This is a genomic window from Mycobacterium sp. (assembly GCF_965229265.1).
Lineage (GTDB): Bacteria > Actinomycetota > Actinomycetes > Mycobacteriales > Mycobacteriaceae > Mycobacterium.
Genome location: NZ_CBDDIY010000010.1, coordinates 876,474 through 902,661 on the forward strand (window position 1 = coordinate 876,474; position 26,188 = coordinate 902,661).

The following is a 26,188-nucleotide window of genomic DNA, read 5'->3' on the forward strand; positions in this document are numbered from 1 at the left end:
GATTCGCACCGCCGCCAACCCCCGAGACGCTCACCCGTAACGCTGACCTTCCAATGCGCGGGACCGCCGTGTGCGGCCAGTTCCCTGTTTCCCGTCATACTGCGCGCCGTGTTGTGCGGCGTCACCATGATGCCCTGAGCGCCGGGTGGGTCGCTGGGCCGTCCGGGTTTTGGCGGGCAATGCGGCGCGTTCGCGCGCGGCGTGTGGTTGGCGGGCCGGCTTCCTGGCGGGCTTGCTGGCCGGTTTCTTGGCCGTCCTGGCGGGCTTGGCCGCGCGCTCGTTCTGCGGCTTGGAACTCAAGCGGTCGCGCAGCACCTCCACCCGCGACGGTACGTAGGGCTCGGGCAGGGGCAGCCGCAGCACCCGGTTCATCCGGTCGTCGCTCCCGGCGCGCAGCGCCGCCACCGCCTCGGGTTCGTGCCGGGCCGCGTTCGCCATCAGTCCGATCATGAAAAGTGTTGTGGCCGTCGATGTTCCACCCGCGGAGATGAGCGGGAGCTGAATGCCGGTCACCGGCAGCAGGCCGATTACGTAGCCGACGTTGATGAATACCTGGCCGATCACCCACATGGTCGCGGTGGCGGTGAGCAGGCGCAGGAACGGATCGGCCGAGCGCTTGGAGATCCGCATCCCGGTGTAGGCGAACAGGCCGAACAGCGCCAAGAGGCCGAAGGCGCCGACGAAGCCGAGTTCCTCGCCGATGATCGCGAAGATGAAGTCATTGTGCGCGTTGGGCAGGTAGTTCCATTTGGCGGTGCCCTGGCCCAGCCCGTCACCGAAGACGCCGCCGTTGGCCAGCGCGAACTTCGCCTGCCGGCTCTGGTAGCCCGCGCCCTGCGCATCCGCGCTAGGGTCCAGCCAGGACCGCACCCGGTCGGAGCGATAGCCCTCCGACACCGCCAGCACGGCCGCGGCCGCGACCGCGGCCCCCAGTGAACTGAGGAACACCTTCAGCGGCAGGCCGGCGTACCAGAGCAGGGCGAGCAGGATGATGCCCAGTGACACGGTCTGGCCGAGGTCGGGCTGGGCGACGATCAGGGCCAGCGCGATCACCGCGGCGGGGATCAGCGGGATCAGCAGCTCGCGCAGCGACGCCCGTTCCAGCCGGCGGGTCGCCAGTAGGTGCGAGCCCCAGACCGCGAACGCGATCTTGGTCAGCTCCGAGGGCTGCATGGACAGGCCCGCGATCACGAACCAGCCTCGGGTGCCGTTGGACTCGTGCCCGATGCCCGGGATGAGCACCAGCACCAGCATGACGATGGTAAGGGCGAACGCCGAGAATGCGGTGTTGCGCAGGAAGTTCACCGGTAGCCGCAACGCGACCCAGAAGCCGAGCAGGCCGACCAGCGTCCACAACACCTGCCGCCCGAAGATGGCCCACGGCGAGCCGTCCTCGTCGTAGGAGTGCACGCCGGAGGCCGACAACACCATGGTCAGGCCGAGGGTGACTAGCAGCGCCGAGACCGAGATGATCAGGTGGAACGAGGTCATCGGCCGGCCCAGCCAGGTGCCGAACCTGCGGTGCACCTCGAACCGAGGGCCGCTGTGGGCCTTGGCGGTGGCGACCGGCTCGGTGGCCGGCTCGACGTCGGTGTCCGGGGTCTGCTCGGCGTCAGCGGCATCGGCGGAACCGCGCCGGCGTAGCCGGGACAACAGGGAGGCCACGACCGTTACCGAACCGCGGCGCGTACGGCGGCGGCGAACGCATCACCGCGGTCGGCGTACCCGGCGAACTGGTCGAACGAGGCGCCGGCGGGTGCCAGCAGCACCGTGTCGCCACTGCGAGCCAGGCCGGCGGCGGCGACGACGACCTCGGCCATCACCCGGGTGCTGAGGCCGGGACCGGACGCGTCGACCACTCGAGTCTCATGAGTAACAGCTGACTCATTAGTCCCATGCACCACAGCATCCTCCCGCGTCACCACCTCGATGACCGGGACATCGGGCGCGTGTCGCGATAACGCCTTGGCAACCACACCGCGATCACGGCCGATCAGCACGGCGCCGACCAGCCGGTCCGCGACCCGCACGACCATCTCGTCGACCGAGGCGCCCTTGAGCAGGCCGCCGGCCACCCACACCACCCGCGGATAGGCCAGCACCGACGCCTGTGCGGCGTGCGGGTTGGTGGCCTTGGAATCGTCGACGTAGGCCACCCCGTCCACCACGGCCACCTGCTCGGCGCGGTGCCGCCCGACCCGGAATGCGGCCAGCGCGGCCTCGATCGACGCGGGCTGCACTCCGACCGCCCGGGCCAGCGCGGCGGCGCCCAGCGCGTCGAGCACACCCACCGGCCCGGCCACCGCGATCGAGGCAACCGGCGCGAGTTCGACGCCATCGGCGAAGGCCCGGTCGACCAGCATGCCGTCGCGCACGCCCAGCTCGCCCTCGGCGGGTTCGCCGAGCCGGAAGCCGGCCTTGACCGGGGCGGGCGCGGCGGGCAGCAGCGCGGCGGCGGCCGGGTCGTCGAGGCCGACGACGGCGACGTGGCCGGCCAGCGCCCTGGCCTTGGCCGCGGCATAGGCGTCGAAACCGCCGTGCCAGTCGAGGTGATCCTCGGCGACATTGAGCACCGCACCGGCCTCCGGACGCAGCGAAGGCGCCCAAAACAGCTGGAAGCTGGACAGTTCGACGGCCAGCAGATCGGTCGGCTGGTCCAGGACGTCGAGCACCGGGTCGCCGATGTTGCCGCACAGCACGGCACGGCGACCATCGGCGACGAGCATGGCGTGCAGCATGGAGGTCGTCGTCGTCTTGCCGTTGGTGCCGGTGACCACCAGCCACCGTCGCGGCGGCCCATAGTGACCCGCCGCATCGAGGCGCCAGGCCAGCTCGACGTCACCCCAGATCGGGACTCCCGCGGCGGCGGCCGCGGCCAGCACCGGCGCGGTCGGCGGAAAGCCGGGGCTGGTGACGACCAGTGCGAAGTCGCTGATCACGGCGACGGCCGCGGCCGGGTCGATCGTGTCGACACCGTTGGCAACCAACGCCGTCAAGGCGTCGACGTTGTCGTCACACACCCGGATGTGCACGTCCAGGGCTGCCAGGGCGGCCACCACCGCGCGTCCGGTGATGCCGGCACCGGTGACCAGAACCTGCGCCCCCGAGGTCAGCGGTTCGAGCCCGGCGTGCACGTCAGTCCCCGATGGCCGAAAGCCACTCGCCGTAGAAGAGCGCCACGCCGAGCCCGCAGGCGATCGCGGTGAGCAACCAGAACCGGATTATCACGGTCGTCTCGGCCCAGCCGACCAGCTCGAAATGGTGATGGAACGGGGCCATCCGGAACACCCGGCGCCCGGTGGTGCGGAAGGCCAGGATCTGCACGACCACCGAGGTCACCTCGGCGACGAACAGCGCACCCAGCACCACGGCGAGCACCTCGGTGCGGCTGGTGACCGACAGGCCGGCGATGATGCCGCCCAGCGCCAGCGAGCCGGTGTCGCCCATGAAGATCTTGGCCGGCGCGGCGTTCCACCACAGGAAGCCGATGCAGGCCCCGGCGGCGGCGGCCGCGATCAGCGCCAGGTCCAGCGGGTCGCGCACGTTGTAGCAGCCGAGTCCGGGTGCGGTGGCGCAGGCATTGCGGTACTGCCAGAACGTGATCAGCACGTAGGCGGCACTGACCATGGCCATGCTGCCGCCGGCCAGGCCGTCCAGGCCGTCGGTGAAGTTCACCGCGTTGGACCACGCACTGACGACGACCACCACGAACAGGACGAACAGCAGCGGGCTCAGCGTGACGGTGGCGATCTCACGGACATAGGACAGCTCGGGGCTGCCCGGAGTCAGCCCGTCGCTGTTGCGGAACTGCAGCACGAGGATCCCGAAGAGCACCGCGGCGGTGATCTGCCCGACGGTCTTGGCGGTCTTGTTCAGGCCGAGGTTGCGCGACCGGCGGATCTTGATCAGGTCGTCGACGAACCCGACCGCGCCCAGCGAGGTCGCCAGCCCGAGCACCAGCAGGCCCGAGGCCGACGGCCCGTCGCCGTCGAGCGCGAGGCCGACCAGGTGGGTGCCGAAGTAGCCGGCCCAGATCCCGGCGATGATCGCCACCCCGCCCATCGACGGCGTGCCGCGCTTGGTCTTGTGGCTCGGCGGGCCGTCCTCGCGGATCTCGTGCCCCAGGCCCTGGCGGGTGAACAGCCGGATGAGGACCGGAGTCAGCAGAATCGACACCGCCAGCGAGATGCCGACGGCGATGAGGATCAGTCTCATCGGCGCTCATCCCCACCGGGCGGCGTCGCCGGGTCGGCCAGCAGCGCCTCGGCCAGGGGGCCGAGACCGGTCGAGTTCGACGCCTTGACCAGGACGACGTCGCCGGGCTGCAGCTCGGCGCGCAGCAGCGCGAGGGCCGCGTCGGCATCGTCGACCATGACGGCTTCCGAACCCCAGGAGCCCTCCATGACTGCACCGTGATGCATGGCGCTCATGGGCCTCCCAGTTCCGACGACGACGAGTCGACTGATATCTAAGCGCACGGCGAGCCGACCGACTCGATCATGCTCGGTTATCGACTCCTCCCCCAGCTCGGCCATCTCGCCAAGGACGGCCCAGCTGCGCCGCCTGCCCGCTCCACCCGCCTGCCTCGCTCCTCCTCGGCCTCGTTCCTCGGCCGCATCGTCGGCTCGGCTACCCGCCCGGGCGATCACGGCCAGCGCCTGCAAACCGGCCTTCATCGAGTCGGGGTTGGCGTTGTAGGCGTCGTTGATGACGGTGACCCCGTCGGCACGGGTGCGCACGTCCATCCGGCGCCGCGACTCCGGGCCGGCCTCGGCCAGCGCGGCGGCGACCTGGGGCAGGCTCGCCCCGCACTCGATCGCGACCGCCGCGGCGGTCAGCGCGTTGCCGACCTGATGCGCGCCGTGCACTGCCAGCGCCACCTGCACCGCCGCGTCGGCGGTGCGCAGCGTGAAGCGAGGCCGGGCCAGCTCGTCGAGCTCGATGTCGACCGCGCGGATATCGGCATTGGCCGCCTGCCCGACGCGGACCACCCGGGCCGCGGTCTTGCCCGCCATCGCGTCCACCATCGCGTCGTCGGCGTTGAGGATCACCACACCCGAGGCCGGGACCGCTTGCACCAGTTCGGATTTCGCCTCGGCGATGATCTCTCGCGAACCGAACTCGCCGAGGTGCGCGGTGCCGACGTTGAGCACCGCCGCGATCGAGGGCGGGGCGATCGCGGCCAGCGCGGCGATGTTGCCGGGATGGCGCGCCGACATCTCCAGGACCAGGAAGTCGGTGTCATCGGTGGCGCGCAGCACCGTCCACGGGTGGCCGAGCTCGTTGTTGAAGGAGCCGGGCGGGGCCACCACCTCGCCCAGCGGGCGCAGCACCGCGGCGATGAGGTCCTTGGTCGAGGTCTTGCCCGACGATCCGGTGAGCCCGATGATCCGCAGCCCGCCGGCCACCAGTTCGGCGGCCACCGCCGACGCCAGCGCGGCCAGCGCGGCCAGCACCGCGGCACCGGAGCCGTCCACGTCGTGCTCCAGCACGCTGGCCCCGGCGTCGGCGGCCGGAGCCGGCGGCACGACGATGGCGGGCACCCCTACCGGGCGGGCGGCCAGGACCGCGACGGCACCGGCGCCGATCGCGGTCGCGGCAAAGTCGTGGCCGTCGGAGCGGGCGCCCGGCAGCGCCAGGAACAGCCCACCCGGGGTGATCGCCCGGGAATCGAACTCCACGGTCGCGGTGACCGTCGCCTCGGCGGCGTCGGCGGGACTGATGTCGGCGAGCCGGCCGCCCACGATCTCGGCGATCCGGGCGACGCTCAGCGCGATCATGACCGCGCCCCGCGCGATTCCAGGGCCAGCGCCAGCTCCTCGCGGTCATCGAACGGCCGGGTCTGACCGTGAGCGGTCTGGCCCGTCTCGTGGCCCTTGCCGGCGATTACCACGACGTCGCCGCGGCGCGCCCAGGCCACGGCGTGGCGGATGGCCGCGCGCCGGTCGCCGATCTCGACGATGTCGGCCGCCGGCTCCCGCTCGGCCTGCACGGCGCCGGCCAGGATGGCCGCCCGAATGGTGGCCGGCTCCTCGTCGCGCGGGTTGTCGTCGGTGACCACCACCAGATCGGCGAGTTCGGCGGCGATGCGACCCATCGGGGCACGCTTGCCGGCGTCGCGGGTGCCGCCGGCGCCGAACACGACGGCCAGCCGGGCACCGGGGCGGCGCAGTGTCTGAAGGACCGCCTGCAGCGCACCGGGCTTGTGCGCGTAGTCGACGACGGCGAGGAAGTCCTGGCCGCGCTCGACGGCTTCCAACCGACCGGGGACCGACGCGTCCCGCAGGCCCGGTCCGGCTTGTTCGGGTGAGACCCCGACGGCGTCGAGCATCGCCAACGCCAGCAGGGCGTTGGCGACGTTGTAGCGCCCCGGCAGCCCGATCCGCAGCCGGTGGTGTACCCCGGCCGGGTCCACCGCGGTGAAATCCTGCGCGCCGCTGTCGAGGACGACGACATCCTCGGCCCGCCAGTCCGCCGGGTGCCCGTCGGCGCTGACCGTCACCGCGTCCACGGCGCGGCGGGCCATGTCGCGGCCCGCGTCATCGTCGACGCAGATCACCGAGACGGCCGCATGCACCGGGGACGACGGGTCGAACAGCCGGGCCTTGGCATCGAAGTAGGCCTGCATCGTCGGGTGGAAATCCAGGTGGTCGCGCGACAGGTTGGTGAACCCGCCCGCGGCGAAGCGGATGCCGTCCACCCGGCCCAGTTCCAGGGCGTGGCTGGACACCTCCATCACGGCCGTGTCGACGCCTCGTTCGGCCATCACCGCCAGCAACGCCTGCAGGGCCGGTGCCTCCGGGGTGGTCAGTGCGCTGGGCACGTCGGCGCCGGCGATCCGGACCCCGACGGTTCCGACCAAGCCGGGCGTGCGCTCGGCCGAGCGCAGGCCGGCTTCGATCAGGTGCGTCGTGGTGGTCTTGCCCGACGTTCCGGTGACACCGAGGACCACCACCCGGTCCGAAGGATGGCCGTAGACCGCCGAGGCCAGCGCGCCCAGCACCGAGCGGGGCTGCGGATGCACCAGCACCGGGATGGGCGCCGGCTCGCCGAGCGTGCGGCCGATGACGGCCACGCCGTCCGGGTCGGTGAGCACCGCGACGGCGCCGCCCTCGATGGCTGTTGCGGTGTACTGGGCGCCGTGCGCCGACGAGCCGGGCAGGGCGGCGAACAGGTCACCGGCGAGGGCATCCTGACCGCGCAGGGTAATGCCGGTGATCCGCACATCGGGAGCCGCACCGCCGGCGACGGGCACCGCGCCAACCCGGGCGGCCAGCGTCGGCAACGTCAGACCCGGCGTCGTGCGGGGGCGCAAGGCGTTGGTCATCGGGTTGCCACCCTACCCAGCAACCGCGGCTCGCCGCCTATGTGGCCTGCAGGATCAGCGGGGCGCCGGGGTCTGCCGAGAGCGGGATGTTCTCCCGCTGCAGCAGCCAGGCGGCGATGTTGTGGAACAGCGGCGCAGCGGAGTGACCGGCCGAGCCGTCGGCGTTGCGCTCCGGGGCGTTCATCATGATGCCGATCACGTACCGGGGGTCGTCAGCGGGCGCCATGCCGGCGAAGGTGATCCAGTAGACGTCGCTGTAGTAGCAGCCGCAGGCGGGGTTGATCTGCTGGGCCGTGCCGGTCTTGCCGGCGATCTGGTAGCCGTCGACCGCCGCCGCTGCGCCGGTGCCCTGCTGATAACCCATGGGATCGCGCTGCACGATGGAGCGGAACATGTTGCGCACCGTGCGGGCGGTGTCGGGCGAGACCACCCGGATGCCGTTGGGGCGGGGCTCCTCGGTGCGGGTGCCATCGGCGGCGATGACGGCCTTGACGATGCGCGGCGGTATCCGCAGTCCGTCGTTGGCGATGGCCTGGTACATGCCCGTCATCTGCAGCAGCGTCATCGAAAGGCCCTGTCCGATGGGCAGGTTGGAAAAGGTGCTGCCCGACCACTGGTCGATGGGCGGAACCAGGCCGGCGCTCTCACCGGGCAGTCCGACTCCGGTGCGCTGACCCAGGCCGAACTTGCCGAGCATGTCGTAGTAGCGCTCCGGCCCGATCCGTTGGGCGAGCATCAGGGTGCCGACGTTGGAGGACTTTCCGAACACGCCGGTGGTGGTGTAGGGCATGACACCGTGGTTCCAGGCGTCGTTGACCGTCACGCCGCCCATGTTGATGGAGCCCGGAACCTGCAGTACCTCATCGGGATTGGACAGGCCGTACTCGATCACCGAGGAGGCGGTGACGATCTTGTTGACCGACCCCGGCTCGTAGGGCGAGGTCACCGAGAGGTTGCCCATTTGCTTGTCGGCCTGCCGGCCGATGTCCTGGCTCGGATCGAAGGTGTTGTCGTTGGCCATCGCCAGCACTTCACCGGTTTTCGCATCCAGCACCACGGCGGAGACGTCCTTGGCACCGGAGACGTCCTTGGCCAGCTGGACCTGCTGCTGGACGTAGAACTGGATGTCGTCGTCGAGGGTGAGCTGCACGGTGGAGCCGTTGACCGCGTCGTGCTTGTTGCGATAGCTGCCGGGGATGACGACGCCGTCGGAACCGCGGTCGTAGGTGATCGAGCCGTCGGTGCCGGCCAGCGCGGAGTCCATCGAGTCCTCCAGGCCGAGCAGGCCGTGGCCGTCCCAGTCGATGCCACCGACGATATTGGCCGCCAGCGCTCCACCCGGGTATTGGCGCAGGTCCTGACGTTCGGCACCGATCTCGGGGAACTTCTTGATGATCGCGTCGGCGATCGCCGGGTCGACGGCGCGGGCCAGGTAGACAAAGGTCTCGTTGCTGCGCAGCTTCTTCAGCAGGGTCGCCGCGTCGGGGGTGTTGTTGAGCTTGCCCGCCACCTCGGTGGCGATCTGGGTCAGCCGCTTGTCGGGATCGGGTGCCGTCGGCGACTTCTGCTTGGCGTCGGCCAGCTGCTTGCGAATCTTGGTCGGCTGGAAGGTCAGCGCCCTGGCCTCGATGGTGAAGGCCAGCTTGTCGAAACTGCGGTCGACGATGCTGCCTCGCACCGCCTTCTCCACGTCGGTCACCTTGAGCTGGCTGGCGGCCTCGGCGCGCAGGCCCGCGGCCTGCGGGACCTGGAGATTGAACAGCTGGGCGGCCGCCACCATGAGGGCGACGAAGATGACGATGTTGCCCGCCCGGTGCCGGAACACGAATGATGCTGTGCGCACGCCACTCTGGACCAGTTCCCGGGTGCGCCGCGCCTTGGCCGGGCGGCCCGGGCCGGTCTCCGGCGCGGCTTTGACGGCCTTGGCGCGCTGCCGCTTGGCCTTGACCGGCCGGGCTGTCGACCTGTCGGCGCGACTCACTGAGCGCCCCCGGCAAGCGGAACGGCCGGCATGGCGGGCGCGACGGCGTCGGGAGCCGGCGCGACCGGTGCGGGGACGACGGGCACCGGTGCGGCGGGCGGGACGACGGCGGCCGGTGCGGCGGGCGGGACGTCGGCGGGCGGCGCGACGAGCGCGGGCGGCACGTCGGCGACCGGTCCGGGCAGGGTCGCCGGTCCGGGCAGGGTCGCCGCCGGGACGTGGTCGGTGGGCGACGGCGCGCGCACCGGCACCTCGGGGCCGGCGGCGGGCGGCAGCCCGGCCAGCGGCACCGCCCCCGGCACCGGCAGGGTGTTGAGCGGGACCAGCCGCACCGGAACCTCCGGCGAACTGCCCGGCTTGGGCTGGGGAGCAGCAGGCGCGGCCGGTGCGGGAACCGGTTTGTCGTCGGGCAGCTTGTTGTTCAGCGGTGGCGGCGGCACCCCCTCGGCCGGCTTCGGCTTGCCCACCACCACCCAGTTACCGGACGGATCCTGCACCAGATGCGCGGTGTCCTTCGACGGGATCATGCCGAGGTTGCGGGCGGCCTCGGCCAGTGCCGGCGCCGACTCGGCCTCCAGCACGTCACGCTCCAGGGCCTCCTTCTGCTGGGACAGCGCCTGGTTGGTGGCTCGAGCAGTGCTCAACTGATAGGACCGCTGCGCGGCATCGGTGGACAGCCACAGGGTGATGGCCAACCCGACGCCGAGCGACCCAATGACCAGGACCACGAACGGCACCTTGGCCATCAGCGTCTGCGGACGCAGGTCGATGGTGGCCAGCCGGGCGATCAGCCGCTCCCGCAGTGGCGGGCGAACGACCTTGGGGGCCTTGGCCTTACGGGCCTTCGCCCGCGCCTTGGCCTGACTGGTGCTGGTGGGCCGGGCCTGGCGTTCGGCGGGCCGAGGAGCCGGGGCGGTCTGCGGACCCTGCTTGAGCCCGCGCGGTTCGTGGGGGCGCCGGGCCGAGCCCGTACCGCGAGCCCGCCCGCCCCGCGCCGCGGTGTCGGTGCCGCGTCGGCTCCGGACCGGCGAGTCGGCCCGGGAGCGCGTCGCGACCTTGCCCTTCTTGGCGGCGCCGTCCTTACGCGCCCCCTTGGCCTTGACGTCCTCGCGATCCGCCGTATCGGCTGCCTTGCGCCCGACCTTCATCAGCTTGTTCCTCCCCGTCCCGGGTTGCCCGGAGCCACACGCTGCAGAGCCCGCAGCCGGACCGGGGCACTGCGCGGATTGCGTTCGATCTCGTCGGCGTCTGCGCGTTCGGCGCCCCGGGTGATCCCGATGAATTCCGGCTCCAGGCCGGGCAGTTCGACGGGCAGACCCTCGGGGCTGCGCGAGGCGGTCGCCGCGGCGAAGGTGGTCTTGACGATGCGGTCCTCCAGGGACTGATAGGCCATCACGGCGATGCGTCCACCCGGTCGCAGCGCGGCCAGGGCCGCGGGCAGGGCCGCGCTCAGCGAATCGAGTTCGGCGTTGACCGCGATCCGCAGCGCCTGGAAGGTCCGTTTGGCGGGGTGCCCGCCGGTGCGGCGGGCCGGTGCCGGGATGGCGCGGTAGATGATCTCGACCAGTTCGGCCGTGGTGGACAACGGGGCCTGCTGCCGGCGTTCGACGATGAACCCGGCGATCCGGTGGGCGAACTTCTCCTCGCCGAAGCGCCGCAGGATGTCGGTCAGCGCGCGGCGGTCGTAGGTGTTGAGGATCTCGGCGGCGGTCAACGGGGCCTCGGAGTCCATCCGCATGTCCAGCGGGGCGTCCTTGGCGTAGGAGAAGCCGCGCTCGGGCTGGTCGAGCTGCATCGAGGAGACACCCAGATCGAACAGCACACCGTCGACGGAATCCGTTGTGGCACAGCCGGCTTCGGCCAACGCATCGGCGATGCCGTCGTAGCGGGTGTGCACCAGGGTGACCCGGTCGGCGAATGGGGCCAGCCGGGCGCCGGCGATCGCCAGCGCCCCGGGGTCACGGTCGAGTCCGATCAGCCGCAGGTCGGGAAAGGTGGATAGGAAACGCTCGGCGTGGCCGCCGGCGCCGAGGGTGGCGTCGACCAGGACCGCGCCGGGGCGGGTCAGCGCTGGGGCGAGGATCTCGACGCAGCGCTCCAGCATGACGGGGACGTGCCCGTGGTCGGATGCGTCAACCACGACGGAGCCTCCGGGTAGGACTGGGTGCGCCGCCGCACCAATCGGGCTTGGGTGTGCCGGTGCATCGAGGTCCCTGTCCGAGAGTCCGAACCTGGCGTTGGGGAAGTACGTCAGGGTCGGTTCGGGCAGAGACCACGATGCACGGACCACCTCCGGCTGGGCGGCCAGGTCAAATGATGTCGCTGAGTGCTTCATCGCTGGCCGCGGAGAAGTTCTCTTCGTGGGTCTCCTGGTATTCCTGCCAGGCCTGGGCGTCCCAGATCTCGAGGAAGTCGACCGCGCCGATCACTACGCATTCCTTGCTCAGGTTGGCGTAGCGCCGGTGGTCGGCGGACAGCGTGATCCGGCCTTGCGAATCGGGGTGTTGTTCGTCGGTGCCGGCTGCCAGATTGCGCAGGAAGGCGCGAGCCTCCGGATTGCTCCGGGAGGTCTGCGCGGCCCGCCGCGCCAGCTGTTCGAATTCCGCCCGCGGGTAGACGGCAAGGCTGTGGTCTTGACTCTTGGTGACCATCAACCCTCCTGCCAGTGCGTCGCGGAACTTGGCGGGCAGTGTCAGCCGCCCCTTGTCGTCGAGCTTGGGTGTGTAGGTGCCGAGAAACATGCTGCGCACATCTCCTTGCTCCTACCGCCCCGGAGCTTCCGTCGCTCCGTTAGCCGCCACGATACCCCACATTCCCCCACTTTGCTCCACTGTGGCGGTGCATTTCGGGCGAGTTCCTCCACTTTCTGCCACAACCATCCGGTGCGGCGGCCAAGCCACACCACAGAAGACACCAAACTCCCTGGTCAGGGGTCGGTGGGGCGAGGTGGGGCGGCATACCGAGAGCCGCCCTGGAGGCCCGCCCGCCCGCGCGGCGACTCATCGCCGTCGTGTCGGCAGCCGCCAACCTGGCAGGTGGAAGGCAAACAAAAACGGGGCAGCCGACTGGCTACCCCGTGTGGGAGGGACTCCCGCTCACTCGTCGAAACGACGCCGGAAGCGGTCCTCCATACGACTGGTGAACGACCCGCCGCCACCCTTGGCCCGACGCTGACGCGGACCGGCCGAGGACGGCCCGGTCGGGCGGTCCTTGCCGCCGACGACACGCGGACCGGTGATCGCGAACACGACGCCGCCGAACATCACCACGAAACCGACTACGGACAGGACCGGGAAACTTCCGATCATGGTGGCCTTGAACGCCACGCCGGCGACGAGCATCGCCAGGCCGATCACGAACAGACCGACACCCTGTAGTCGCCTGCGCGTGGAGGGAGCCCGCAGATTTCCGCCCCGCACACTCGAGGCGAACTTGGGGTCCTCGGCATAGAGAGCGCTCTCGATCTGATCGAGCATGCGCTGCTCATGATCGGAGAGTGGCATTCGTCCCTCCTTGCCGACACGGCCGGTCACGATTCCGATAAAACTTGACTGCCCAGCAATTACGGGGCAACTAACTAAATGATACGAGGTGACGGTGCGCCATACCACCTAGTTGGTCCACCCGATTGTAGCCGTGTCCAGGGGTTGTTCTGTTAACCCCACCGCCACGTCAGGCGGCCGTCACCACCTCACCCCGACAGGCCGGCCGGGACCGGACCGATAATGGCGGTGAACCATGACCGATCCGCAGACCACGAAGGACACCGAGGCGTTGGCGACTTTCCTCATCGATCTGTCGCCCACTGATATGCAATACCGGCTGCATGACGCCCTGACGGTGTACGTCGACGCGATGCGATACCCGCGCGGCACCGAGGGCCAGCGGTCGGCGATGTGGATGGAACACACCCGACGGCACGGCTGGAAGGCCGTCGCGGCGGTGGAGACCGACACCGCCCCGGGCGAGGAGGCCAGCGCAGAGCAGCTGCGGGCCGCGCCGCTGCTGGGCATCGCCTACGGCTACTGCGGGGCGCCCGATCAATGGTGGCAACAGCAGGTCGTGTCGGGGCTGCACCGGATCGGCATGCCCGACCAGGAGATCAGCCGGCTGATGGGCAACTATTTCGAGCTCACCGAGCTCCACATCCATCCCCGCGCGCAGGGCCGTGGCCTCGGCGAAGCGCTGGCCCGCCGGCTGCTGGCCGGCCGGGGCGAGGCCAACGTGCTGCTGTCGACCCCAGAGATCAGCGGTGAGGCCAACCGCGCCTGGCGGCTGTACCGGCGGCTGGGTTTCACCGACGTCATCCGCGGCTACCACTTCGCCGGCGACCCGCGGGCGTTCGCCATCCTGGGCCGCAGCCTGCCGCTGTAGGCGCGGGTCTGGCACGATACCCCTCGTGCGTACCCGATCCCGCGGTCTTCGCCTGCGTGCGCTGGCGTTGCTGCTGCTCCTCGTGGCGCCGCTGGCGGTCGGCTGTGTGCGCGTCCATGCCTCCATCACGGTGTCCCCCGACGACCAGGTCTCGGGTCAGATCATTGCCGCAGCAAAGGCCAAGGACACCAGCGACAGCGGGCCCCAGTTCGACCTGAACGTGCCGTTCAGCCAGAAGGTCTCGGTATCGAAGTACGACTCGGACGGCTATGTCGGCTCCGAAGCGGTGTTCTCCAACCTGACCTTCGCCGAGCTGCCGCAGCTGGCCGACCTGAACCGGGAGGCGGCCGGCGTCGACATCTCCCTGCGACGCGCCGGTGACCTGGTGATCCTGGAGGGCCGGGTAGACCTGACCAGCGTCTCCGACTCCGACGCCGACGTGCAGTTCACTGTGTCGTTCCCCGGCGAGGTGACCTCCACCAACGGCGACCGCGTCGACACCGACATCGTGGAGTGGAAGCTCAAGCCCGGCGTGGTGTCGACGATGAGCGCGCAGGCCCGCTACACCGACCCCAGCACCCGGTCGTTCACCGGCGCGGCACTGTGGCTCGGGCTGGCCACGCTGGTCGTCGTGGGCGTCGTGGGGACGCTGGCCTGGCTCAGCCGGGACCGCTCGCCGCGGTTCGCCGCCGTGGATTCCTCCGACGACTGACCCGGCTGCCTACACGCTGACCGTCATGCCCAGGTTCGCCAGCACCTCGCTGGTCGCCCGGGCGAAATTCAGCGTGCAGAAGTGCAGGCAGGGCGCGCCTTCGTCGATCAGCCGCCGGCTCATCGCGGTAGCCAGCTCGATGCCGACCTTGCGCACCTCGTCGCGATTCTCCGTCTCCCCGTCGCCGGCCGCCGCGGTCAGCCGGTCCAGCACGCCGGCCGGAATCTGCGAGCCGGACAGCTCGACCTGGCGGCGCACCGTTCCCAGCGAGGTGATCGGCATCAGGCCCGGGATGATCGGCTTGGCCGCCTGCTCGGGGTCGGCCGCCGCAATCCGGTCGCGCAGCCGCAGATAGTCCTCGACGTCGAAGAACATCTGGGTGATCGAGTACTCGGCACCGGCTCGCAACTTGGCGACCAGGTTGGCGGTGTCGTGCTCGAGGTCGATCGCCCGCGGATGTCCCTCTGGGAACGAGGCGACACCGACCCGGAAGTCACCGAGGCTACGGATCAACTCGACCAGCTCGACGGCGTACTCCAGCCCGTCGGGGTGCTTGACCCACTCGTTGTGCACGCCCCCCTGCGGATCGCCGCGCAGGGCCAGCAGATTGGTGATCCCCCGGTCGGCGAAGGCGCCTACCAGCGCGCGCAGCTCGGCAACGCTGTGCCCGACGGCGGTCAGGTGGGCCACCGGCAACAGCGTCGTCTCCCCCGCCAGCTGCCCGACGACCCGGATCGTCCGGTCGCGCGTGGACCCGCCGGCACCGTAGGTGACCGAGACGAACGCCGGCGACAGTGGCTCGAAGAACCGCGCCGCCCGCCACAGCCGGGCCTCGGCGACCTCGTCGCGCGGCGGGTAGAACTCGACGGAAAACGGCACCTGGCCCCGCGCCACCGCACGGATCCGGTCCACCACCGACGTCGGCTGGCCGCCCGCGGGCCCGGTGCTGTTCACCCCGAGAAGGATAGTGGCCGGCGACCACCGCGACCCGCCGAGCGAAGGCTCCGCAGGCCTCGGTAGGGCGAAGCCACTCCGACGCTCTACTCTGGTTGCACCCACTTCAAGCCGGGTAGCACTCACAGAAAGGGGCGCCGCGCTGAGCGTCGAAGCAGCAGCTCCGTCAGCCGTCGAGCTGGCCAGTGCCGTCACCGAGCAACTGCGGGGCTACCTTGCCGAACGCCGCGCGGCGGCGGCCTATATCGGGACCGACTACGACGAGCTCATCGCCGTAATGGAGGACTTCGTCCTGCGCGGTGGCAAACGGGTGCGCCCGGCGTTCGCCTACTGGGGCTACCGCGCGGTGACCGCCGAGCCCGACACCCGGGTGACCGACGATGCGATGCTGCTGTTCTCGGCGCTGGAACTGCTGCACGCCTGTGCACTGGTCCACGACGACGTGATCGACGATTCGGCCACCCGCCGCGGATGGCCGACGGCCCACGTGCACTTCACCGAGCTGCACCGCAGCCGGGGCTGGCGCGGGTCCGCCGAGCAGTTCGGGCGATCGGCCGCGATCCTGCTCGGAGACCTGTCACTGGTGTGGGCCGACGACATCGTCGCCGGTGTCGGTCTGCCGGTCGACGGCCAGCGCCGCGTCCAGCGGGTGTGGTCCGACATCCGCACCGAGGTCCTGGGTGGGCAGTATCTCGATATCGCGGCCGAGTCCAGCGGCGCTGAGTCGATTGACTCGGCGATGCGCGTCAACACCTTCAAGACCGCGTCCTACACCATCTCTCGTCCCCTGCAGCTGGGCGCGGCGGCCGCCGCCGACCGGCCCGACGTGCAGCAGATCTTCTACGAGCTCGGCACCGACCTCGGAGTCGCCTTCCAGCTGCGCGACGACGTCCTCGGCGTGTTCGGCGACCCCGCGGTGACGGGCAAGCCCTCCGGTGACGACCTGCGGTCGGGTAAGCGCACCGTGTTGCTGGCCGAGGCCGTCGAGCGGGCCGCCGCATCCGATCCGGCCGGCGCCGAGCTGCTGCGCGCCGGCGTGGGTGCCGACCTGTCCGACGCCCAGGTGCGCCAGCTGTGCGGGGTGATCGAGTCGGTCGGAGCGCTGGCAGCGGTGGAGGACCGCATCGAAGTACTCACCACCCGCGCCCTGGGCCTGCTGGAGGGCGCGGCGATCAACGCACCGGCGAAAGCCGGCCTGGCCGAACTCGCCAGATTGGCCGCGAACCGGTCGGCCTAGACCATGTCCGCCACCGCCCCCACCACACCGACGACCGGATTTGCGCGTTTGGTGGCCTTCGGCGCCGGTGACGAGGGCCGTCCGGCCCTGCTGGGATTCCTCGGCGCGGTGCTGATCACCCTCGGCGGGCTGGGCGCCGGGAGTACCCGTCTGCACGACCCGCTGCTGGAGTCGCTGCACCTGTCCTGGCTGCGATTCGGCCACGGGCTGGTGGTGTCGTCGGTACTGCTGTGGGGCGGTGTGGTGGTGATGCTGGTCGCCTGGCTCTGGATGGGCCGACGGGTCATCCGGCGCGATGTCAGTGACTACTCCATGATCGTCACCACTGGGTTCTGGCTGGCGCCGTTGTTGTTGAGCGTGCCGTTGTTCAGCCGCGACACCTACTCCTACCTGGCCCAGGGCGCCCTGCTGCGCGACGGCCTCGACCCCTACGCCGTCGGGCCGGTGGAGAATCAGAACTCCCTGCTGGACAACGTCAGTCCGATCTGGACCACCACCACCGCGCCCTACGGTCCGGCGTTCATCCTGGTGGCCAGGTTCGTCACCACCCTGGTCGGTGACCATGTGGTGTCCGGCACGATGTTGTTGCGGCTGTGCATGCTGCCGGGCCTGGCCCTGTTGATCTGGGCGGCCCCCCGGGTGGCCCGCCACGTCGGCGGAAACGGCGCGGTCGCGCTGTGGATCTGTGTCCTCAATCCCCTGGTGATCATTCATCTGATGGGTGGCGTGCACAACGAGATGCTGATGGTCGGCCTGATGATGGCCGGTATCGCGCTGACCTTCGCCCACCGGCACGCCGCCGGTGCGGCGTTGATCGCCGTCGCCGTCGCGGTCAAGGCAACCGCCGTGCTGGCGTTACCGTTCATGGTGTGGGTGTGGATGCGCCACCTGCGCGACCACAAGAACATCTCGGCCACAAAGGCTTTCGCCACCGCATCGGCGGCGTCGGTGGCGATCTTCGTCGCGGTGTTCGCCGTGCTGTCCTGGGTCGCCGGGGTGGGACTGGGGTGGCTGACCGCGCTGGCCGGTTCGGTGAAGATCATCAACTGGCTGACGATTCCGACCGCGATCGCCAACCTCACCAACGCGATCGGCGGGTTGTTCTTCCCGGTGAACTTCTACGCCGTGCTCGACGTCACCCGGATCGCCGGCATCGGCATCATCGCGGTGTCACTTCCGCTGCTGTGGTGGCGGTTTCGCCACGACGACCGCGAGGCGCTGACCGGTATCGCGTGGGCGATGCTGGTCGTCGTGCTGTTCGTCCCGGCGGCGCTGCCCTGGTACTACACCTGGCCGCTGGCGGTGTTGTCCGCGCTGGCACAGTCGCGGGCCGCCATCGCGCTGATCGCCGGGTTCTCCACCTGGATCATGGTGATCTTCAAGCCGGACGGCTCGCACGGCATGTATTCGTGGCTGCACGTGCTGCTGGCCACCGCCTGCGCGTTGGCGGCCTGGTACTGGCTACAACGCCCCGAGGACCCGCCGCAGACCGACACCGTCGAGGACACCGAAGGCGTGCCGGCAGGCCCCTGAGCTCAGTAGGTCCCTGAGCTCAGTAGGCCATGGCCTGGGCGCGCCGCACCACCTCGCGGGCCTGGTGGGAATGCAGCGCATCCACCGGACGGGCGTTGCTGATCGACTCGCGCGCCCCGTCCCGGGTCACCGTCAGCGACGGGTCCGGGGTGAACAGCCAGCGCAGGATCTCGGTGTCGCGGTAGCCGCCGTCGCGCAGGACCGCAAGCAGTCCCGGCAGGCTCTTGACTACGTGACCGCTCTCGGAGAAAAACGCCTTCGGCACCATCGGGACACCACCGCGACGGATCGCGACCAGATGGCCCTCCCGTAACTGCTGATGCACCTTGGTCACCGGCACAGCCAACAGTTCGGCGACTTTCGGGAGGTCATAGGCGGGCTCATCGGGGTCAAGAACGTCGTCACCGGCCGGAATGCTGCTCACCCAGCCAGTCTAGGGCCGTCGGGGCTGCGGTGACACGCGGTCGGGGCGACGAATCGGGCGGGCTATCGGCGCGGCATACCATGTGTCGGTGACGTCGGACCCCCTGGAAGGCGTGTTGCTGGAAGGCCGGTACCGCGTCGAGGCCAAGATCGCCACCGGCGGTATGTCGACGGTGTACCGCGGTCTGGACGTCCGGCTGGACCGGCCGGTCGCGCTGAAGGTGATGGACGCGCGCTACGCCGGCGACAGCCAGTTCCTGACCCGGTTCCAGCGGGAGGCACGTGCGGTGGCCCGACTCAAGGACCCCGGGTTGGTCGCGGTCTACGACCAGGGTCTGGACGCCACCCACCCGTTCCTGGTGATGGAACTCATCGAGGGCGGCACCCTGCGCGAACTGCTCCGCGAGCGCGGACCGATGCCCCCGCACGCCGCGGTGGCGGTGCTGCGGCCGGTGCTGGGCGGTCTGGCGGTGGCCCACCACGCCGGACTGGTGCACCGCGACGTCAAGCCGGAGAACGTGCTGATCTCTGACGACGGCGAGGTCAAGCTCGTCGACTTCGGGCTGGTGCGCGCGGTGGCCGAGGCCGGCATCACTTCGACCAGCGTGATGCTGGGCACCGCCGCCTACCTGTCTCCCGAGCAGGTCGGCAGCGGTGTCGCCGACGCCCGCAGCGACGTCTACGCGGTGGGCATCCTGGCCTACGAATTGATCACCGGCGCAACACCGTTCACCGGCGACAACCCGCTCACGGTGGCCTACCAGCGGGTGGACCACGACGTCCCGCCGCCCAGCGCCGCGATCAGCGGGGTGCCGCCACAGTTCGACGAGTTCGTCGCGCGCGCGACCGCACGCGACCCCGGGGGCCGGTTTGCCGACGCCGAGGAGATGGCCGAAGACCTCGATGCGATCGCCCTGGAGCTGGCGCTGCCGAAATTCCGTGTGCCGGCGCCGAAGAACTCCGCCCAGCATGCCGCAGCGACGGCGTTTCACAGCCGGTTGTCCGAGCAGCCCACCACCGTACCGCCGATCAAGAATCCCACCCGAGCGCTGACCCATAATCCTGCGGATTGGCAGCCCACCCCGGATTCGGCCCCGTTCGACGATGAATATGCAAACATGGCAAGCCATTTCGCCGGTATCGATATCACCGACTTCATCTTGGAGCGGCAACGCGCCCGGCGGGCGCTCACATTCTGGGTGCTGATCGTCTTGATCCTGACTGGACTGGTGGCCGCGGGTGCGTGGACGCTGGGCACCAACCTGCAGGCGTTGATCGGACAATAGCAGCGCCGTAACCGCGCGTAATACAATCCCTTTGAGCTCAACCCGTGACGGCGGGCGGTCCGTGGGCGAGCATTCAGGCGTGACCCGCGTGATCCGCTTCAATGCCTTCGACATGAACTGCGTCGCCCACCAATCCCCCGGCTTGTGGCGCCACCCCGACGACCAATCCTGGCGGTACAAGGATCTCGAGTACTGGACCGAACTGGCCACCCTGCTCGAACGCGGTCGCTTCGACGGCTTGTTCATCGCCGACGTGCTCGGCACCTACGACGTGTACGGCGCCAGCGACGAGGCCGCAATCCGCCACGCCGCACAGATCCCGGTCAACGACCCGCTGCTGCTGGTGTCGGCGATGGCGCTAGTGACCAAGAACCTGGGCTTCGGACTGACCACCGGCACCGGGTTCGAACACCCGTATCCGTTCGCCCGCCGGATGTCCACGCTCGACCATCTCACCAAGGGCCGGATCGGCTGGAATGTGGTGACCGGGTACCTGCCGGCCGCCGCGCGCAACATGGGGCAGACCGATCAGCCCGCCCACGACACCCGCTACGACCACGCCGACGAGTACCTGGAAGTGCTCTACAAGCTGTGGGAAGGTTCCTGGGAGGACGACGCGGTGCGCCGCGACCGCGAGCGTGGCGTGTTCACCGACCCGGCCAAGGTGCACCACATCGGCCATGAGGGTAGCCATTTCAGTGTGCCCGGCGTGCACCTGTCCGAGCCGTCGCCACAACGCACGCCGGTGATCTTCCAGGCCGGCTCCTCGCCGCGCGGGGTCCGGTTCGCCGCCGAGAATGCCGAGGCGATCTTCACCGCTGCACCCACCAAAGAGATTCTGGCCAAGACGGTTACGACGATTCGCCGCGAACTCGAGCTGGCCGGCCGCGACCCCTATGCCGCCAAGATCTTCAACCTGACCACCGTGGTCACCGCCGCGACCGACGCGGAAGCGCACGCCAAGCACGCCGAGTACCTGTCCTACGGCAATCCCGAAGGGGCGCTGGTGTTCATGTCCGGCTGGATGGGAGTGGATCTGGCTCGATACGGGCTCGACGAGCCGATCGGCAACGTCGATTCCAACGCGATCCTGTCGGCGGTGACCGCATTCCAGTCCGCCGATCCCGACGGCGGCGAGTGGACGGTGCGCGACATCGCCGAATGGGGCGAGATCGGTGGGATCGGCCCGCGCATCGTGGGCTCAGGCAGCCACGTTGCCGACACGCTGCAGGAGTGGGTCGCGGAGACCGATGTCGACGGGTTCAACATCGCCTATGCGGTCACGCCGGGAACGTTCGCCGATTTCATCGAGCACGTGGTGCCGGTGCTGACCGAACGCGGGGCCTATCAATCCGATTATGCGCCGGGAACGCTGCGCAACAAGCTGTTAGGCAATGGCGACCGGCTGCCTGATGAACACCGCGGTGCGCGCTACCGGGTCGGCGGGCCGTCCTCGACGATCATCGAGCGGCCGTCGACGAGGCCGTCCTCACCGGCGTCGGTGGCGGCCCAGCCGGCCCGCGGTCGGTAAACGATTGGCGCACACCGGCTGAACGGAATGGAAACAGCGTCGGCGCGCGCCGTTGTCAGCGCTTCCACAGCAGATTCGGAGTTGACCCCGCCGTCAACGTGCGATCTACTTGGCCGGCGCCGAAAGGCGCGGTGCATTCCAGCGGATGGCGAGCGGAGGTGACAGACATGGGCGAGGGAAACAGTACCCACCACCATGCCCGGCTGCCGCTCGCGCGCCGCTGACTTCCGCTTCCCGGCGGACCCGGCATCGACGGTGTGGTCGATGCGCGGCAGGCATGGATAACCCACGAGATCCTGGGCCGCTCTGTGCCCGTCGACACTGTCCGAGGGGTGATCGCGCATGGCGTCTACCACGTTTCCCAGCCGGGGTGCCCTGGCCCGTCCGGCAACCAGCCGGGTCGCCGACGTGGTCGTCTTCGTCGGCGCCGCGGCGCTGCTGTGGCTGATCATTCGGATCGGTTCGAGCGCCGACGTGCCGTGGACGGTCCAGCACGCCCCGGAGTCGGTATCCACCGACCCCGCTGACCTGCCCTACTATGCCGCCCGATCACTGCTGAGAATGTTTGCCGCGCTTGGGCTCTCGGTGCTGTTCACGTTCGTGTACGCAACAGCGGCCGCGCGCTCCCGGCGCGCCGAGAAGGTGCTCATCCCGGTACTCGACATCCTGCAGTCAGTACCCATCCTCGGCTTCCTGTCGATCACGGTGACCGGCTTCATCGCCCTGTTCCCCGGTTCCGAACTGGGTCTGGAATGTGCGTCGATCTTCGCGATCTTCACCTCCCAGGCGTGGAATATGACCTTCGCCTTCTACTACTCGCTGAAGTCCCAGCCCCGCGACCTCGACGAGGCATCCCGACTGCTGCGGCTGTCGCGCTGGCAACGGTTCTGGCGTGTTGACCTGCCCGGGGGCATGATTCCGCTGGTCTGGAACGGCATGATGAGCTTCGGCGGCGGGTGGTTCTTCCTCACCGCCTCGGAGGCGTTGAGCGTCAACGGCCACCAGTTCGCCCTGCCGGGTATCGGCGCCTACGTGGCGGCAGCCAGCGACGAGGGCGACCTCACGAAGGTGATGCTCGCCGTCGCATTGATGGTGGTGCTCGTCATCTCGGTCAATGTGCTGTTCTGGCGCCCCCTGACCGCATGGGCCGAACGGTTCCGCGTCGAGGAGTCCGAGGCCGCCGAAGCGCCGCGCAGTGTCACCCTGGATGTGTTGCGCCGCTCGCGGATACCGGAGGTCGTCGGTCGGCCGCTGGGACGCCTGATCCAGCCACTTGACCGGGTGATGTCGGTGTTCGGCATCGCCGACCGGCCGCTTCGGGCAGCGCCGATCCGTCGCCGGCTCGGCGATGTGGTGTTCGCGCTCGCCGTTGCCGCCGTCGTGGCCTATGGGGCCTTCCGGGTGGTCACCTACATCGCCGACGGCGTCGGCTTCGGCGAGGTGGGCCATGCGCTGCTGCTGGGTCTGGCGACCTTCGCGCGGGTGATCGTGGTGCTGGTCGTGTCCACGCTGTTGTGGGTGCCGGTCGGGGTGTGGATCGGGATGAATCCGCGGGTCTCGCGCCTGGCCCAGCCCGTCGTTCAGGTGCTGGCATCCTTCCCGGCCAACTTCTTGTTCCCGCTGGTGACCGCGGCACTCATCGCTACCGGCATCGGTTTGAACATCGGCGGAATCCTGCTGATGGCGCTGGGCTCACAGTGGTACATCCTGTTCAACGTCATCGCCGGGGCCAGCGCGATCCCCAACGACCTGCGGGAGGCGTCGGCCAACTTGATGCTGCCCACGGCGCTGAAGTGGCGCAAGCTCGTCCTGCCGGCGATATTCCCGAGCTACATCACCGGCGGTATCACCGCCGCCGGCGGTGCCTGGAACGCGTCGATCGTCGCCGAGGTCGTCAGCTATCACGGCTCCACCTTGACCGCCACCGGCCTGGGTTCCTACATCACCCAGGCGACCGCCACCGGGGACTGGGGTCGCATCCTCATCGGCGTCATTGTGATGAGTTTCTTTGTCGTACTGACGAACCGGGTGTTCTGGCGACGGCTGTACGCACTGTCCGAACGTCGCTACTCGCTGGCCTGACAATCTCTCGATGGAGGTGACCTCATGACCGGTCGTGACCAGGTGATCATTTCGCTGGACCACGTCACCAAGAGCTTCACCGGCGCCGCCGGTGACACGTTGCTGGTGCTCGACGACATCAGTCTGAACCTGATCGAGGGCGAAATCGTGGCACTGCTGGGGCGTTCGGGCTCGGGTAAGTCAACCCTGCTGCGCACCGTCGCGGGCCTGATCGCCCCGAGCTCCGGGGCGGTGCGCTACCGCGGCACCGAACTCAACGGCGCCAACCCCGGCACGGCGATGGTGTTCCAGACGTTCGCGTTGATGCCCTGGCTCACGGTCCAGGACAACGTGGAACTCGGACTGGCGGCCCGGGGTGTCGGACCACAGGAGCGACGACAGCGCGCGCTGAAGGCTATCGACGTGATCGGCTTGGACGGCTTCGAATCGGCCTATCCCAAGGAACTCTCGGGCGGCATGCGTCAGCGTGTCGGCTTCGCCCGCGCACTGGTCCTCGAACCCGACCTGTTGTTGATGGACGAGCCGTTCTCGGCGCTGGATGTGCTCACCGCCGAGAACCTGCGCAACGAGCTGATGACGCTGTGGGGTGCCAAAGAGTTTCCGACGAAATCGATCTGCCTGGTGACCCACAACATCGAGGAGGCGGTGTTGCTGGCCGATCGGGTGATCGTGCTGGGGGCCAACCCCGGGCACATCCGCGCCGAAGTGGCCGTCGAGCTGGACCGGCCGAGGGATCGGCGCTCCCGGGCCTTCGAGAGCATCGTCGACAAGCTTTACGGCCTGCTCACCGGCATCGAAACAGTCACCGGCACAACCGAACCCGTCGACGCTACGCCCACAGCCAGACCGCTGCCCAATGCCACCGTCGGCGGGCTGGCCGGGCTGGTGGAGATCGTGTACGCCCAGGATGGCCGCGCCGACCTGCCCGACATCGCCGCCGAACTCAACTTCGACATCGACGACCTGCTGCCCCTCGTCGATGCCGCCGCGATGCTCGGATTCCTCCACGTCAGCGACGGTGATCTCGAATTATCTTCGATTGGAAGGGAATTCACCACCGCCGACATCCAGACCAGCAAGCAGATCTTCGCCACCCAAGCCCGCCAGCGGGCGCCCCTGGTGCGAACCATCTGCCGCGCCCTGGCCACCTCGTCCGACGGCAGCCTGCGCGCCGGATTCTTCCTCGATCTGCTGCGGCGGGGGTTCGGGCCCGATGACGCCCGCCAGCAACTCGATACCGCCATCGGGTGGGGCCGCTACGGCGAATTGTTCGACTACGACACCGCCAGCGACACCATCACGGCCGACCCCGCGGCCGGGATCTTCACCGCCCGCGCGTCCTAGCGGCGCTAGCCGCGCAGCATCTCCGCGACCAGGAACGCCAGCTCCAGGCTCTGCTGAGTGTTCAGTCGCGGGTCGCAGGCCGTCTCGTAGCGGCCGGCCAAATCGGTGTCGGAGATGTCCTGCGCGCCCCCGAGGCATTCGGTGACGTTCTCGCCGGTGATCTCGACGTGGATGCCGCCGGGGTGGGTGCCCAGCGCATGGTGCACCTCGAAGAAGCCCTGCACCTCGTCGACGATCCGGTCGAAGTGGCGGGTCTTGTAGCCCGTCGAGGACTCGTGGGTGTTGCCGTGCATCGGGTCGCACTGCCAGATGACCTGGTGGCCGGTGGCCTGCACCTTCTCGATGATCGGCGGCAGCAGGTCACGAACCTTGTGGTTGCCCATCCGGCTGACCAGCGTCAGCCGCCCCGGCTTGTTCTGCGGGTCTAGCCGCTCGACGTACTCGACGGCCAACTCCGGGGTCATGTTCGGGCCGATCTTCACCCCGATCGGGTTGGCGATCACCTCGGCGAAGGCGATGTGCGCGCCGTCGAGCTGGCGGGTGCGTTCACCGATCCAGACGTAGTGCGCCGACAGGTCGTAGAGCCGCGACTCGGGTGCCGAGACCGGGAACTCCTCGGACAGCCGCAGCATCGCGCGCTCGTAATCCAGCACGAGCGCCTCGTGACTGGCGTAGATCTCGGCGGTGTCGAGGTTGCGGTCGTTCACCCCGCAGGCGCTCATGAACTTCAGGCCGCGGTCGATCTCACTGGCCAGGGCCTCGTAGCGGGCACCGGCCGGCGAGGTGCGGACGAACTCGCGGTTCCAGTCGTGCACCAGGTGCAGCGAGGCCAGACCCGAGGAGGTCAAGGCGCGCACCAGGTTCATCGCCGCGCTGGCATTGGCGTAGGCGCGCACCAGCCGGGACGGGTCATGCTCGCGCACAGCGGCATCGGGTGCGAAGCCATTGACCATGTCGCCGCGGTAGGACCGCAGGCCCAACGCGTCGGTGTCCGACGAGCGCGGCTTGGCGTACTGGCCGGCGATGCGGGCGACCTTGACCACCGGCATGCTCGAGCCGTAGGTCAGCACGACCGCCATCTGCAGCAGCGTGCGGATATTGGCGCGGATGTGCGGCTCGGTGTTGTCGGCGAACGTCTCGGCGCAGTCGCCGCCCTGCAGCAAAAATGCCTCGCCGCGGGCGACGGCGGCGAGTTGGCCGGAGAGCTTCTCGATCTCGGAGGGGACGGTGACCGGGGGCACACTCTCCAAGACCGTCCGCATTGCCGCGGCCTGTTCGGCGTCCCAGCTGGGCTGCTGGACCGCCGGCTTGGCCAACGCGGCATCGAGGCGCCCGCGCAGATCGCCCGGCAGCGGCGGCAGCGAGGGCAGCTGTTCGATCGGTACGTCAACGGTCCAGTTCACC

The 26,188-nt window shown here is 69.5% G+C and carries 21 protein-coding genes; 8 read left to right on the top strand and 13 right to left on the bottom strand.

Annotated features, from left to right (window positions below; genetic code table 11):
- Positions 1–30: 30 nt before the first annotated feature.
- From ftsW to ADBZ9K_RS06270, 10 genes are all read right to left on the bottom strand, one after another.
- A complete protein-coding gene (gene ftsW, locus ADBZ9K_RS06225) occupies positions 31–1,656 on the bottom strand; it encodes a putative lipid II flippase FtsW (RefSeq protein WP_526620776.1) in 1,626 nt (541 codons plus the stop codon).
- 14 nt (positions 1,657–1,670) lie between these two features.
- Positions 1,671–3,134, bottom strand: coding sequence for a UDP-N-acetylmuramoyl-L-alanine--D-glutamate ligase (gene murD, locus ADBZ9K_RS06230; protein ID WP_526619175.1), 1,464 nt, complete (start codon positions 3,132–3,134; stop codon positions 1,671–1,673).
- 1 nt (position 3,135) lies between these two features.
- Entirely contained in the window at positions 3,136–4,215 is a 1,080-nt protein-coding gene (gene mraY / locus ADBZ9K_RS06235) for a phospho-N-acetylmuramoyl-pentapeptide-transferase (protein WP_526619177.1), read from the bottom strand.
- Complete coding sequence (locus tag ADBZ9K_RS06240) at positions 4,212–5,780, bottom strand: UDP-N-acetylmuramoyl-tripeptide--D-alanyl-D-alanine ligase (protein WP_526619179.1); 1,569 nt, start codon at positions 5,778–5,780, stop codon at positions 4,212–4,214. The genes mraY and ADBZ9K_RS06240 overlap by 4 nt, the downstream gene beginning before the upstream one ends.
- On the bottom strand, positions 5,777–7,327 hold the full coding sequence (locus ADBZ9K_RS06245) for a UDP-N-acetylmuramoyl-L-alanyl-D-glutamate--2,6-diaminopimelate ligase (protein WP_526619181.1): 1,551 nt from the start codon (positions 7,325–7,327) through the stop codon (positions 5,777–5,779). The genes ADBZ9K_RS06240 and ADBZ9K_RS06245 overlap by 4 nt, the downstream gene beginning before the upstream one ends.
- A 37-nt stretch (positions 7,328–7,364) precedes the next feature.
- A complete protein-coding gene (locus tag ADBZ9K_RS06250; RefSeq protein WP_526619183.1) occupies positions 7,365–9,308 on the bottom strand; it encodes a peptidoglycan D,D-transpeptidase FtsI family protein in 1,944 nt (647 codons plus the stop codon).
- On the bottom strand, positions 9,305–10,456 hold the full coding sequence (gene ftsL / locus ADBZ9K_RS06255; RefSeq protein WP_526619185.1) for a cell division protein FtsL: 1,152 nt from the start codon (positions 10,454–10,456) through the stop codon (positions 9,305–9,307). The genes ADBZ9K_RS06250 and ftsL overlap by 4 nt, the downstream gene beginning before the upstream one ends.
- Positions 10,456–11,643: a 16S rRNA (cytosine(1402)-N(4))-methyltransferase RsmH gene (gene rsmH / locus ADBZ9K_RS06260; RefSeq protein ID WP_526619187.1), complete on the bottom strand. Its 1,188-nt coding sequence runs from the start codon at positions 11,641–11,643 to the stop codon at positions 10,456–10,458. Before rsmH ends, ftsL begins: the two co-directional genes overlap by 1 nt.
- Positions 11,618–12,049 carry a division/cell wall cluster transcriptional repressor MraZ gene (gene mraZ / locus ADBZ9K_RS06265; protein ID WP_163803919.1) on the bottom strand — a complete coding sequence of 144 codons (432 nt, stop codon included), beginning with the start codon at positions 12,047–12,049 and terminating at the stop codon, positions 11,618–11,620. Before mraZ ends, rsmH begins: the two co-directional genes overlap by 26 nt.
- A 354-nt stretch (positions 12,050–12,403) precedes the next feature.
- Entirely contained in the window at positions 12,404–12,811 is a 408-nt protein-coding gene (locus tag ADBZ9K_RS06270) for an SCO2097 family morphological protein (protein WP_526619189.1), read from the bottom strand.
- A 271-nt stretch (positions 12,812–13,082) separates the two neighbouring features.
- On the opposite strand from ADBZ9K_RS06270, the gene ADBZ9K_RS06275 reads away from it, so the two are divergent.
- The gene (locus ADBZ9K_RS06275; protein WP_526620778.1) at positions 13,083–13,682 is read left to right on the top strand and encodes a GNAT family N-acetyltransferase; all 600 of its coding nucleotides are present in this window, start codon (positions 13,083–13,085) and stop codon (positions 13,680–13,682) included.
- Between the two features lie 16 nt (positions 13,683–13,698).
- A complete protein-coding gene (locus ADBZ9K_RS06280; RefSeq protein ID WP_526620780.1) occupies positions 13,699–14,394 on the top strand; it encodes an LppM family (lipo)protein in 696 nt (231 codons plus the stop codon).
- Between the two features lie 9 nt (positions 14,395–14,403).
- On the opposite strand, the gene ADBZ9K_RS06285 is transcribed toward ADBZ9K_RS06280, so the two are convergent.
- On the bottom strand, positions 14,404–15,348 hold the full coding sequence (locus tag ADBZ9K_RS06285) for a methylenetetrahydrofolate reductase (RefSeq protein ID WP_526619191.1): 945 nt from the start codon (positions 15,346–15,348) through the stop codon (positions 14,404–14,406).
- A 178-nt stretch (positions 15,349–15,526) separates the two neighbouring features.
- Between ADBZ9K_RS06285 and idsA2 the strand changes: the two genes are divergently transcribed.
- Positions 15,527–16,585, top strand: a complete 1,059-nt coding sequence (idsA2, locus tag ADBZ9K_RS06290; protein ID WP_526620782.1) for a bifunctional (2E,6E)-farnesyl/geranyl diphosphate synthase — start codon at positions 15,527–15,529, stop codon at positions 16,583–16,585.
- A gap of 3 nt (positions 16,586–16,588) precedes the next feature.
- Positions 16,589–18,118: an alpha-(1->6)-mannopyranosyltransferase A gene (locus ADBZ9K_RS06295; protein ID WP_526619193.1), complete on the top strand. Its 1,530-nt coding sequence runs from the start codon at positions 16,589–16,591 to the stop codon at positions 18,116–18,118.
- Positions 18,119–18,137: 19 nt separating this feature from the next.
- Here ADBZ9K_RS06295 and ADBZ9K_RS06300 read toward each other — a convergent pair whose 3' ends face one another.
- Complete coding sequence (locus tag ADBZ9K_RS06300) at positions 18,138–18,542, bottom strand: Rv2175c family DNA-binding protein (RefSeq protein WP_526619195.1); 405 nt, start codon at positions 18,540–18,542, stop codon at positions 18,138–18,140.
- A gap of 82 nt (positions 18,543–18,624) precedes the next feature.
- Here ADBZ9K_RS06300 and ADBZ9K_RS06305 point away from each other — a divergent pair, with 82 nt between their 5' ends.
- The 4 genes from ADBZ9K_RS06305 to ADBZ9K_RS06320 all read left to right on the top strand — a co-directional run bounded on the left by ADBZ9K_RS06305 (position 18,625) and on the right by ADBZ9K_RS06320 (position 24,784).
- Positions 18,625–19,827, top strand: coding sequence for a protein kinase domain-containing protein (locus ADBZ9K_RS06305; protein WP_526619197.1), 1,203 nt, complete (start codon positions 18,625–18,627; stop codon positions 19,825–19,827).
- A gap of 79 nt (positions 19,828–19,906) precedes the next feature.
- Complete coding sequence (locus ADBZ9K_RS06310) at positions 19,907–21,358, top strand: LLM class flavin-dependent oxidoreductase (protein ID WP_526619199.1); 1,452 nt, start codon at positions 19,907–19,909, stop codon at positions 21,356–21,358.
- A gap of 342 nt (positions 21,359–21,700) precedes the next feature.
- A complete protein-coding gene (locus ADBZ9K_RS06315; RefSeq protein ID WP_526619201.1) occupies positions 21,701–23,440 on the top strand; it encodes an ABC transporter permease in 1,740 nt (579 codons plus the stop codon).
- A 24-nt stretch (positions 23,441–23,464) separates the two neighbouring features.
- Positions 23,465–24,784 carry an ABC transporter ATP-binding protein gene (locus ADBZ9K_RS06320; protein ID WP_526619203.1) on the top strand — a complete coding sequence of 440 codons (1,320 nt, stop codon included), beginning with the start codon at positions 23,465–23,467 and terminating at the stop codon, positions 24,782–24,784.
- Positions 24,785–24,789: 5 nt separating this feature from the next.
- On the opposite strand, the gene ADBZ9K_RS06325 is transcribed toward ADBZ9K_RS06320, so the two are convergent.
- Entirely contained in the window at positions 24,790–26,187 is a 1,398-nt protein-coding gene (locus ADBZ9K_RS06325) for a class II 3-deoxy-7-phosphoheptulonate synthase (RefSeq protein ID WP_526619205.1), read from the bottom strand.
- Position 26,188 lies beyond the last annotated feature (1 nt).